Raw genomic sequence first — 12,211 nt, forward strand, 5'->3', positions numbered from 1 at the left:
AATATCTGGCTTGGTTTGTTTTCGATTCTTTAAGAATCAGTTATATAAATTAACCTACTGTTTAATTTTCAAAGTTCTTACTGTCCTCTCTTGGACAAGTACTACTATATCATCTTATTTTTATATGGTCAACACTTTTTTTAAACTTTTTTATTTTTTTCATTTTTTCTCAATATTTTGTATCAATATTTTTTATAAAAAGCAAGTAATAATCTAGATTTAGGTTATTTTTATTATATTATGTATTAATAAAATTTTTTAAAAATATTTTTATTTGTATTTTTAAATTCTATAAGTTTTTTAATATAAATAAAAGATGAGTATTTTGACAAAATAGATATAATAATTATTATTATTTAATCTATATAATGTATAAATTTAAAGCTTTATTTTAAATTCATATATTTAACTATAGTTTTGTAAACATATGTCAAAAAAGATGTTATAATGCTTATAATAGGTTAGTTAGGAGGGAATTTTATGTATAACGACAGCAATCAAGAATACAAAAAAGACGTACTTAGGTTAGCTTTATTTCTTGGTGAACTTATGCTAATAAATGGGGCTGAAACTTATCGTGTAGAGGATAGCGTTATTAGAGTTTGTAAGTCGAGGGGTTTTAATCATATTAGCGTATTTGCAACTCCTACCGCTATCATCATATCAGATGATAGATTTGATGGTTTATCCTTCATGAAAACGATTAGAAACCGTGGAATAAACTTAAACAAAATTTCTCTACTTAATAATTTTTCTAGAGAGTTTGTTAATGCAAAGGATATGCCTATAAAAGATGCTTTAGCAGAGCTTAAAGTTCTTGGGGAGACTCCTGAACATCCGCCTAAATTAGTTTACATAGCCACAGGTTTAGCATCTGCTTCTTTTGCTTGTGTTGTTGGGGGTAATAATTTAATTAATTTCATATTTACAACTATAATATCTATACTAGCAGTTATATGTTATAAAAAAATTATGAAGATAAGTAATATACCAGCCTTTTCTAGTTTAATAGCTTCAGTATTTATAGCTTTAACTGGGGTTTTAATAACAGAACTTGGTTTCTTAGCAACACCTAAAACCCTAATAGTTGGTTCTATAATGCCACTACTTCCTGGAGTATCTTTTATAAAAGGTATACGTGATTTAATTGCAGGGGATTTAATTTCAGGAGTAGCACGTGCTTTTGATGCAGGCTTAACTGCTATTTCTATAGCTTGTGGTGTTGGTCTTGTTCTAGATTTATGGCTTAAGTTTGGAGGTGCATTCTAATGACTGATATGAGTTTAGTTTGGCATTTTATATTTTCAGCATTTTCTACTGTTGGATTTGCTGTATTTTTAAATGGACCTATATCTACACTAGTTCCAGCAGGAATTACTGGAGGTATAGGGTGGACAATGTATTATTATTTAATGGGAATTACTTCTAATGCAATAATTTCAAACTTCATAGCTACTCTAATTGTTGCTTTTATAAGTGAAATGCTTGCTAGGAAATTAAAACATCCTGCAATATTATTTGTAATACCAGGTATAATACCTTTAGTTCCTGGACTTGGAATGTATAATACTATGCTTTATCTAGTTCAAAGAGATTATGATATGGCTGTATCAGTTGGTACAGATGTATTATTTTCTGGGGCCGCTATAGCACTTGGAATATTAGTTATGACTTCTTTTGTTAGAACTATAAATATATTCAAACTAAAGAAAATGGCAGCATTAATTCAAAAGGTTAATAAATAATTGATTAGATTTTAATTATAAAATCTTTATAAAAAAGCTATGAAAATAGAGTTTAATTCTATATTCATAGCCTTTTTATTAATATATGAGCATGATTGACTATATACTATAAAGAAATATCTTTTCCACTTGATACTATATCCGTAATTATAGGTATATACTCTCTGCTCTCTCTAAATTTTTTATCTCTTTTTTTAAGTATAAAAAAAACAATCATCATAGTAGTAATACCCACTATAAAACTTATAACTTCTATACTACTTGTCATACTTATGCTATTTAGTATAAAATATGTAGCTATTGTTCCAATCAAAAGACCTGCTAATGGAGCAAGATATACTAAAAAGGCTGCTTTTAATACATTTACACCATCCATATTTACTTTTACCCTATCTCCAACTTTAGCACCTATGTTATTATCAACTTCTACCACTATGTCTTTTGATTCTGAACTAGTAACACATTTTCCACAAGCTGCACAAGCAGAATGCCTTTGCATTTTTAGCTTAGCAGTATTTTTATCTAAAATCTCTATTATATACCCTTGTTGTTCCACAAAACCACCCCTATTTTGTAAACTTAGTTATAGTACCCATTAATTCATTTATAACATCTTCTGTAACTTCTTCATTACCGCTTTTTATGGTGTGAGAAACACATCCTTTTATATGATTTTCAAGCACTATTGTACCCACTTTGTTTATAGCAGATCTAATTGCCGATATTTGGACCAATATATCTACACAATACCTTTCTTCTTCTATCATATTTTGAATACCTTTAACTTGTCCCTCTATTCTTTTAAGTCTTTTTATAAGAGCTTCTTTATCATTTGACTCAGCTAATTTTCTTTCCATATGTTCACCTCTTTTATTGATATATATATTATAGCTTATTTTTATTTTTTCGATGTGAATTTAATTCAAACTATCTAATACTTTATACGAATTTTTTAGAAAATATAGCCTACTAATCATTTTTAATTACAAAATAAATAGTTTTTAATAATGATTAGTAATTATATTATATAATATAATTATTAAATTCTAAATATTTTTCATATTTATATCTTAATTATAATACTATTTTACTCTTTTAAGTATAGTTTTAGCTTATTATGTTGATTATATTAATAGATTACTTTTAAAGGAGATTCTAATATGGATACTAATTCTAAATCAAATGCTAAAAAAGCTTTAAATAACTTAAGAATGGAAGTTTCATCTGAACTTGATTATTACGATAGCTCAGATAATAAAACAACTAATAAATATTCACAAGATACTTTAGATGATCATGCTAAAAATTTATTATCTGGAGATAAAGCATATAACATGGAGGGTACTAAACCTTATGCGGGTGGAGAAAGATCCGTTGAAGGTGGAGAAAAGATGCTTGTAAGCAAGTACTATTCTCAAAATAATATTAAATAGTCAAACTTAAATTATAATTTTTATGTATCCACTAGGTTTATACCTTGCTCAAAAATAAATAAATAAAGAAAGTGCCTCTTAATAATCTATCTTGAGGCACTTTCTTTGCTATAATATACAAAATTTGTATATTACTTGTTTATTTCAACTTTTATATTTAATTCTTTTAATTGCGCTTCTTCAGCTACTGCTGGAGCATTAGTCATTGGACATACTGCACTTTGGTTTTTAGGGAATGCTATAACATCTTTTATGTTAGTAGTTCCTGCAAGTATCATAACTAATCTATCAAGTCCAAATGCAATTCCTGCATGAGGAGGAGTTCCATACTTAAATGCATCTAATAAGAATCCAAATTTCTCTCTAGCTTCTTCTTCAGTAAATCCTAATGCTTTAAACATTTTTTGTTGAACGTCAGCGTTAAATATTCTAACACTTCCTCCACCAACTTCGTATCCGTTTATAACTATATCGTAAGCCTTAGCTCTTAAAGATGCTTTGTCATCTCCTTCAAGCTTTTCTATATCTTCATCCATTGGAGAAGTGAATGGATGATGTTTAGCTACCATTCTTCCAGTTTCTTCATCTTCTTCAAATACAGGGAATTCAGTTACCCATAACATTTTGTATTCATTGTTGTCTAATAAGTTAAGTCTTCTAGCAACTTCAAGTCTAACTTGACCTAATGCATCAAATACTACAGAGTTTTTATCAGCAACGAATAATAATAAGTCGCCTTCTTTAGCATTCATTCTGTCAAGTATAGCTGTTAATTCTTCTTCTGTGAAGAACTTAGCTATTGGAGAAGTAACCTCTCTGTTAGCTCCTATTCTCATCCAAGCAAGACCTTTAGCTCTGTAAGTCTTAGCATGGTCTTCTATTTTACTTAATTGCTTTTTACTTATTTCATCAGATTTACCTTCAACATTTATACCTCTAACGCTCATTCCATCTTTAGTAGCATTAGCAAATACTCCAAATCCACAGTTTTCTACTAAATCAGATATATTAGTTAATTCGTATCCAAATCTAGTATCAGGCTTATCACTTCCGTATCTTTCCATAGCTTCAGCATATGTCATAACTGGAAGTGGTAATGCTACATCTACATTTAATATTTCTTTAAATATAGTTTGCACCATTTTTTCCATTATTGCCATAACATCTTCTTGTTCAACAAAAGACATTTCACAGTCTATTTGAGTAAACTCAGGTTGTCTGTCTGCTCTTAAGTCTTCATCTCTAAAGCACTTAACTATTTGGAAGTATCTATCCATACCACTTACCATTAATAATTGTTTGAATAATTGTGGTGATTGTGGTAAAGCATAGAATTTACCTTCATTAACTCTACTTGGTACAAGATAATCTCTAGCACCTTCTGGAGTTGGCTTTATTAAGAAAGGTGTTTCTATTTCACAGAAGTTATTTTCTGTTAAGTAGTTTCTTACTATATTTGCAACCTTACTTCTTAACATTAAAGTCTTTTGCATAGATGGCTTTCTTAAATCTAAGTATCTATACTTAAGTCTTAATTCTTCTGATACATTATCATCATCTTTTATATATATTGGTGGTGTTTGAGATTCATTAAGTATTCTAAGTTCAGTAGCAAATACTTCTATATCACCAGTTGGCATGTTAGGGTTTTTAGATGATCTTTCACAAACTTTTCCCTTAACAGCTATAACATATTCAGAACCTAACTTTTCAGCCTTAGCAAAAGCTTCAGCATTAACGTCAGTATCAAATATTATTTGGCATAATCCACTTCTATCTCTTAAGTCAACAAATACTAATCCACCTAAGTTTCTTTTCTTTTGAACCCATCCCATAAGGACAACTTCTTCATTTATATTGTTTTCTCTTAAGTCCCCACAATAGTGAGTTCTCTTTAATCCGTTTAGAGTTTCCATTATTTACCCTCCAGGCTTTCTTTAAATTTCCTATAGCACATAATAAACTATATTTATTTAAAAATTATTGATATATAATCTTTGTATATGTGCTTCAAAAGTCTTTCTTTAAGACCTTTTGTATAAGACTTATTATAATTTAATATTTTATCATTACTGCAATTTACTTGTCCATTTAAAATTGGCTTTCTATAATTTATGATATATCATAAATTATATTTAAAATTGTATAGTAATTTATAAATTATAATCTTTCCTTTAATTCTTTAACTATATCACTTAGTTTTATAGTAGTTTGCTCTGATGTAGCCATATTCTTAAGTGTAGCACTATCATTTTCTAGCTCATCATCACCTATAACTATAGTGAATTTTGCATTTATTTTATCTGAGTACTTAAATTGTGCCTTAACGCTTCTATCTAAGTGGTCATTTTCAGCACTTATATGTTCACTTCTTAAATCTTTTAATATTTTAAAGCTCTTAGTTTTAGCTTTATCTCCTATTGTTACTATGAATATATCCATAGCATGTGGATTTTCGATTTCTATATTATTATTTTCTAAAGTTAATAATAATCTTTCAACTCCTAGACCAAATCCTATACCACTAACTCCTTTAGGTCCTCCAATTTGTTCTACTAGTCCGTCGTATCTTCCTCCACCACAAACTGTACTTTGAGCACCAATATCATTTGATATTATCTCAAAAGCAGTTTTCTTGTAGTAATCAAGTCCTCTAACAATTTTTTTGTCAACTACATAGTTTATTTCCATTTCACTTAAGTACTCTTGTACTTTTGCAAAGTGTTCTCTACAATCATCACATAAGTGATCTACCATAAAAGGTACATCTTGTAAGTTTTCTTGACATGTAGGATTCTTACAGTCTATAACTCTCATTGGGTTTTTATCTTTTCTTTCTAAGCAAGTTTCGCATAATACATCTGCTTTTGAATCTAAGTATGCTTTTAGTATTTCGTTGTATTTAGCTCTACAAGTTGGACATCCAACAGAGTTTATGCTAACCACTAAATCTTTAAGACCAACTTCATTGAAAAATTGAACAGCTAAAGCTATTACTTCTGCATCTAATGATGGTTTGTCACTTCCTAAAGCTTCTATTCCAAATTGGTGGAATTGTCTTTGTCTTCCTGCTTGTGGTCTTTCATATCTAAAACAAGGTGTCATATAAAATAACTTTGTTGGTTGAGTTTCCGCATATAATTTATTTTCTATAAATGCTCTAACTACACCAGCAGTTCCCTCTGGCTTTAAAGTTATATCTCTTTTACCTTTATCTTCAAAAGAATACATTTCCTTTTGTACTATGTCAGTTGTATCTCCAACACTTCTTTTGAATAATTCTGTATGTTCAAATATTGGAGTTCTCATTTCTTCGTATCCAAATAATGCACATACCTCTCTAAATTTATTTTCAACATAATTCCATTTGTAAGCATCTTTTGGAGTTATGTCCTTAGTTCCTCTTGGAGCTTTAGTTAACATTTTTGTATATCTCCTTTCTCTTTCTTTCTATCATTTCATCAACTCTGTCTATATATTGCTCTACATTTTTAACATTGTCAACTCTTTCTATTCTATCTTCATCAACATATACAAATTTTGATATAGATCCAGCACCTACTGCATAGTTACTTTGCTTTTCTTCCATTATTTGAATGTTATATATACATTCATAACCTTCTTTAGCATATCCTATGTTTTCTAGATTTCCTAACATATGCTTTTGACGGTACATATAATATGGATTAAGTCCCATATCACGAGCATATTCCATTGATAAATCTATCATTTTTATCATTTCTTCATATCTTGTAAGTTCGTATTTATCTAGATTTTCTTTTAGATTAGATGCTCTTTTTACAGCTAATGTATGTACTGTTAAACTTTCTGGTGAAAGTTTTTTGATTTCTTCTAAAGTTTTTCTAACCATATCTAAATCTTCATCTACAAGACCTAATATGATATCCATATTTATATTATCAAATCCTATTGCTCTTGCCATATTAAAACAATCTACTATATCAGCTACAGTATGGTCTCTACCTATTTTAGCTAATGTTTCATCATTCATAGTTTGAGGATTTATACTTATTCTATCTACATTATGCTTTTTAAGAACTTCTAATTTTTCTCTAGTTATAGTATCAGGTCTTCCTGCTTCTACTGTAAATTCTTTTATTGTACTTAAATCTAACTCTTTAAATAAAGCAGTTATTAAAGTATCTAACTCTTCTTTTTCTAAAGCTGTTGGAGTTCCTCCGCCAATATATAGTGTTTCTATTTCTTTATTAGTGTCTTTTAATATTTTAGAAAGTCCCTTTATTTCTTCAATAAGCTTATCTACATATTCTTTTCTTAAATGTCCAAATTGCTTTAATGGATTTGCTGGGAATGAACAATAATAACATCTTGTTGGACAAAATGGTATACCTACATATAAAGAAATTTTATTTTTATCTATTGGATATATAAATATTCTTTCTCTCTTTGCAATTTCTAAGCTTAAGTCTATTTTTTCATCCATTATATAGTATTTTTCTTTTAATATTTTTCTTATAGACTCTTCATCTACACCTTGATCTAATAGAGTGTGTACTATCTTAACAGGTCTTATACCTGTTAGTATCCCCCAAGGTACATATGAGTTTAATCTATTTTTTAAAACTTTAAATATACTTCTTTTTATAGTTTCTTTTGTAGCTTTTTTTATTTCTTGTTCATTTAATCCACTTATGTTTATATGGTCTCTAAACTCATACTTTAAATCATAATTTTCATAGTATTCAGTTTTAGCGATTATTGTATCATTATATTTTAATAATGTATTTGTTAATATTCTTCCGAAGCTTTTTCTTTCTACAAATTCAAAATCCGTAGTAAATAGTTTTATTAATTCAGCTACTTCGTATTTATAATCATGTCCTTTTAAAACTACACCTATCATTTTCTTGCTCCTTCTTAACATAATAGTTAAATTTACTTTAAGTTACTGAAATGCCTAAAAGATAGCTAATATAGCTATCTTTTAAAACTTTAGTTATATATTATCCATAAGTTATTGGAGCAATTATTTTTTATCTGCTCATATATGGATTGCTCGTCTTTTCTATTCCTAAAGTAGAACTTGGTCCATGACCTGGATGAATTTTAACGTCATTTTCATATTTTGATAATTTCTTAAGAGATTTTTCTAACTCTTTATAACTTCCTCCAATAAAATCTGTTCTACCTATACTTCCTGCAAATAAAGTATCTCCAGTAAACATATCATCATTGACTCTTATACACATTCCACCTTTTGTATGTCCTGGTGTATGTATAAATGATAGTTTTAAATTACCTAATGTTAATTTCTCTTTATCATTTACATATATGTCAGCATCTAATTCTTGTGGTCCGCAATGAGGCATCATACAACTTAAATTTTTTCTATTATCATTTAATAGCTCTTTTTCATCAGTATGTGCAACTACCTTAGCACCTGTCTTTTCTCTTATAGATTTTACTGCACCTATATGATCTCCATGTCCATGAGTTAATAATATATACTCAAGTGTTAAACCATTATTTTTTATATAATTTAATATCTTATCTTCTGCTCCACCTGGGTCTACTACTGCACATTTTTTAGTTTCTTCATCTACTAATATATACATATTTTCACCAAAGCTTGGTTCAAGTATTTTTTCTATTTTCATTTTTAAATCCCCCTAGAAAGCTTTATTTGACTCTAATAATATTGTAACTGGTCCATCATTAGTTAAATCTACCATCATATGAGCACCAAACTCACCAGTTCCAACTACTATATCATTATTCTTTGCTTTTTGTACAAACTCTTCATAAAGTTTAGTTGCAACATCTGGTCTTGCTGCATTTGTAAAGCTTGGTCTTTTTCCTTTTCTACAATCACCATATAAGGTAAATTGTGAAACCACTAAAAGTTCTCCACCTACATCTTTAAGAGATAAGTTCATTTTTTCATTTTCATCTTCAAAAATTCTTAGGTTTAGTATTTTATCTATCATGTAATCAACATCTTTTGATGTATCTTCATGAGTCACTCCAAGTAAAACAAGTAGTCCCTTGTTTATTTGGCCTGTAACACGATCACCTACTGTAACTTTAGATGATGATACTCTTTGTACAACTGCTCTCATAGTCCTTCCTCCTAGTTTATTACTCTATATACATCTTCTATTCCTGGTATAGATTTTATCTTTTTCATTAATAAATTTAGCTCATCTATATTATCAACTTCAATAAGTAGATTAACATTTATAATACCTTCTTTTCCTTTTCTGGCATTTATACCATTAAATCCTACTTTTTCAACTGCTACAGCATGAGTTATATCATTAATTATACCTTTTCTATCTACACCTTTTATTTGAATTTCTGCTTCAAATCTACTACTTTCCGAGTTACACCATTCAACTTCTAATAATCTATTTTTAAAGAAGTCTCCATTTACATTTGCATTAGGACAGTCTTTTCTATGAACAGCTACACCTCTACCTTTTGTAACATATCCTACTATTTCATCACCTGGAAGTGGATTACAACATTTTGCAAATCTAACTAATATATTATCAAGTCCTTTTACTGTTACTCCTTGAGATGTATTCTTTCTCTTTTTCTTATATTCAGAATCTGTTAAATTATGATTCTTTAAGTCCTCTACAGCATTTACTTCTTGTTCTTTTTTAGTTTTTTTGACTTCTTTTTCGTATAATTCTCTTACCTTTGGAACAACTTGTGATGCCATTATTCCACCATAACCAATAGTAGCTATTAAATCCTCTACAGTTTGTTGATTGAATTTTTTAGCCACTTGACCTAGGTACTTTTCTATACAAGCTTCTTTTGCTGGTATATTATATTTTTTAAATTCTTTTTCAAGTATTAAATTTCCACGTTCAATATTTTCTTCTCTTCTTTCCTTTTTAAACCACTGTCTTATTCTACTTTTAGCATTTGGTGTTTTTACTATATTAATCCAGTCTCTACTTGGTCCATTTGAATTTGAAGAAGTTAATATTTCTACTATATTTCCGTTTTGTAATTTATAATCAATAGGAACTATTCTTCCGTCTATCTTAGCTCCAACGCATTTATTACCTACATTAGTATGCACTCTATAAGCAAAATCTATTGGAGTTGCACCTGCCGGAAGTTCTATAACGTCCCCCCTTGGAGTGAATACATAAACTTGACTACTAAATACATCATCTTTAAGAGCATCTAAAAACTCTTGAGGATCTTTTAAGTCTTTTTCCCACTCCATCATTTGTCTTAACCATTGAAGTTTCTCTTCAACATTTTGTCTTGTATCTTGAGTTTTACCTTCTTTATATTTCCAGTGAGCTGCAATCCCGTATTCAGCTATTTGATGCATTTCTTTTGTTCTTATTTGTATCTCTACAGGTTCTCCATCTGGTCCTATAACAGTGGTATGAAGACTTTGATACATATTAGGTTTTGGCATTGCTATATAATCTTTAAATCTTCCTGGAATTGGCTTCCATAATGTATGTACCATTCCAAGTACTGCATAACAATCTTTAACATTATCTACTATTATTCTGACTGCTGTTAAATCGTAAATTTCTTCAAATCCCTTGTCTTTATTTTTCATCTTACTGTATATACTATAAAAATGCTTAGGTCTTCCATATACATTGTATGGTATATTTACAGATTTTAATTTTTCATCTAGTATACTTAAAACTTTTTTTATATACTCTTCCCTTTGGCTTCTTTTTTTAGCTACTTTTTCAACTAATTCATAGTATCCATCTGGATCTATATATCTAAGTGCTAAATCTTCTAATTCCCATTTTATCTTAGAAATACCTAATCTATTTGCTATTCCCCCATAGATTTCAAGTGTTTCTTTTGCTTTTGATTTTGCTTTTTCTGGAGGCATAAATTTTAAAGTTCTCATGTTATGAAGTCTATCTGCTAATTTTATAAGTATAACTCTTATATCCTTAGCCATAGCCATAAACATTTTTCTTAGATTTTCTGCCTGTGTTTCTTCTTTTGATTGATACTTAATTTGTCCAAGTTTAGTTACTCCGTCCACTAAATTGGCAATTTCTTGAGAAAACTCTTTTTCTATATCTTCATAAGTATAGTCCGTATCTTCAACAACGTCATGTAATATTCCTGCTGCTATAGTTTCTATATCAAGTTCCATGTCTGCTAGTATATTGGCAACTGCTAGAGGATGAATGAAATAAGGTTCACCAGACTTTCTAAACTGACCTTCATGTGCTTTTTTACCAAGATAATAAGCTTTTTTTACTAAATCTATATCAGCATTTGGAGCATAACCTTTTATTTTTTCTATTAATTCTTGTAATTCCTTATCATGCATAATACCACCTATTTTACATATGTAATTTTATAAAGCCTCATTCATTTACTCAAAGAAACAAAACCCTATATTAATTTAATACCTTTTTAATCCTATTGTGTAAACATTTTAATTCTTTATACTAAAATAGTTGGTATAATACCAACTATTTTAGTAATGCCTTTAAGCACCTTTGTAAAATAATCTAATTTATTAATATTTTATTAGAGAATTTACATCGTATTTAGATAGCTTTTCTCTTCCATTTAAGGACTCTAATTCTATTAAGAATTGCATAGATACAACTTCTCCACCTAATTTTTCTATTAGAGCCGCTGCAGCTTCCATAGTTCCTCCAGTAGCTAGTAAGTCATCAACTATTGCTACTCTTTGTCTTGGCTTTATAGCATCTTTATGTATTTGTAAAGTGTCACTACCATATTCTAATCCGTACTGATAGCTTTCTGTTTCATATGGTAATTTTCCTGGTTTTCTAACTGGGACAAACCCAACTCCCATTCCATAAGCAACTGGAGTTCCTGTTAAGAATCCTCTCGCTTCAGGTCCTACTACTATGTCTATGTTTTTATCTTTTAAATTTTTTATAAATTCGTCTATAGCATATTTAAAAGCTTCTCCGTCTTGCATTAATGTAGTTATATCCTTAAAACTTACTCCTTCTTTTGGGAAGTCTTTGATTTCTCTTATCTTTTGTTTTAAATCCATTACAA

12 protein-coding genes are annotated in these 12,211 nt (G+C 29.1%); 3 read left to right on the forward strand and 9 right to left on the reverse strand.

Annotated features, from left to right (window positions below):
• Window positions 1-480: 480 nt before the first annotated feature.
• Window positions 481-1,269 (forward strand): threonine/serine exporter family protein, encoded by a 789-nt coding sequence (locus ABCP60_RS09170; RefSeq protein ID WP_092923813.1) that lies wholly within the window; start codon window positions 481-483, stop codon window positions 1,267-1,269.
• On the forward strand, window positions 1,269-1,745 hold the full coding sequence (locus ABCP60_RS09175; RefSeq protein ID WP_092923811.1) for a threonine/serine exporter family protein: 477 nt from the start codon (window positions 1,269-1,271) through the stop codon (window positions 1,743-1,745). Before ABCP60_RS09170 ends, ABCP60_RS09175 begins: the two co-directional genes overlap by 1 nt.
• A gap of 106 nt (window positions 1,746-1,851) precedes the next feature.
• Here ABCP60_RS09175 and ABCP60_RS09180 read toward each other — a convergent pair whose 3' ends face one another.
• Together ABCP60_RS09180 and ABCP60_RS09185 are read right to left on the reverse strand one after the other, a co-directional pair.
• Window positions 1,852-2,301: a SoxR reducing system RseC family protein gene (locus ABCP60_RS09180; protein ID WP_343101647.1), complete on the reverse strand. Its 450-nt coding sequence runs from the start codon at window positions 2,299-2,301 to the stop codon at window positions 1,852-1,854.
• 10 nt (window positions 2,302-2,311) lie between these two features.
• On the reverse strand, window positions 2,312-2,602 hold the full coding sequence (locus ABCP60_RS09185; protein ID WP_092923805.1) for a metal-sensitive transcriptional regulator: 291 nt from the start codon (window positions 2,600-2,602) through the stop codon (window positions 2,312-2,314).
• Window positions 2,603-2,905: 303 nt separating this feature from the next.
• Between ABCP60_RS09185 and ABCP60_RS09190 the strand changes: the two genes are divergently transcribed.
• Complete coding sequence (locus tag ABCP60_RS09190; protein WP_092923802.1) at window positions 2,906-3,178, forward strand: hypothetical protein; 273 nt, start codon at window positions 2,906-2,908, stop codon at window positions 3,176-3,178.
• A gap of 131 nt (window positions 3,179-3,309) precedes the next feature.
• On the opposite strand, the gene aspS is transcribed toward ABCP60_RS09190, so the two are convergent.
• The 7 genes from aspS to ABCP60_RS09225 all read right to left on the reverse strand — a co-directional run bounded on the left by aspS (window position 3,310) and on the right by ABCP60_RS09225 (window position 12,206).
• Complete coding sequence (aspS, locus tag ABCP60_RS09195) at window positions 3,310-5,094, reverse strand: aspartate--tRNA ligase (RefSeq protein WP_092923800.1); 1,785 nt, start codon at window positions 5,092-5,094, stop codon at window positions 3,310-3,312.
• Window positions 5,095-5,338: 244 nt separating this feature from the next.
• The gene (gene hisS / locus ABCP60_RS09200) at window positions 5,339-6,601 is read right to left on the reverse strand and encodes a histidine--tRNA ligase (protein ID WP_092923797.1); all 1,263 of its coding nucleotides are present in this window, start codon (window positions 6,599-6,601) and stop codon (window positions 5,339-5,341) included.
• The gene (hemZ, locus tag ABCP60_RS09205) at window positions 6,591-8,063 is read right to left on the reverse strand and encodes a coproporphyrinogen dehydrogenase HemZ (protein ID WP_343101648.1); all 1,473 of its coding nucleotides are present in this window, start codon (window positions 8,061-8,063) and stop codon (window positions 6,591-6,593) included. The genes hisS and hemZ overlap by 11 nt, the downstream gene beginning before the upstream one ends.
• Before the next feature lie 130 nt (window positions 8,064-8,193).
• Window positions 8,194-8,817, reverse strand: a complete 624-nt coding sequence (locus tag ABCP60_RS09210; RefSeq protein WP_166505984.1) for an MBL fold metallo-hydrolase — start codon at window positions 8,815-8,817, stop codon at window positions 8,194-8,196.
• A 12-nt stretch (window positions 8,818-8,829) separates the two neighbouring features.
• On the reverse strand, window positions 8,830-9,279 hold the full coding sequence (gene dtd, locus ABCP60_RS09215; RefSeq protein ID WP_092923788.1) for a D-aminoacyl-tRNA deacylase: 450 nt from the start codon (window positions 9,277-9,279) through the stop codon (window positions 8,830-8,832).
• Between the two features lie 11 nt (window positions 9,280-9,290).
• The gene (locus ABCP60_RS09220) at window positions 9,291-11,501 is read right to left on the reverse strand and encodes a bifunctional (p)ppGpp synthetase/guanosine-3',5'-bis(diphosphate) 3'-pyrophosphohydrolase (RefSeq protein WP_166505985.1); all 2,211 of its coding nucleotides are present in this window, start codon (window positions 11,499-11,501) and stop codon (window positions 9,291-9,293) included.
• A gap of 192 nt (window positions 11,502-11,693) precedes the next feature.
• Window positions 11,694-12,206 (reverse strand): adenine phosphoribosyltransferase, encoded by a 513-nt coding sequence (locus ABCP60_RS09225; RefSeq protein WP_343101649.1) that lies wholly within the window; start codon window positions 12,204-12,206, stop codon window positions 11,694-11,696.
• Window positions 12,207-12,211: the final 5 nt, after the last annotated feature.

The organism is Romboutsia sp. MSSM.1001216sp_RTP31141st1_G3_RTP31141_220114, assembly GCF_039031195.1.
Lineage (GTDB): Bacteria > Bacillota > Clostridia > Peptostreptococcales > Peptostreptococcaceae > Romboutsia_C > Romboutsia_C hominis.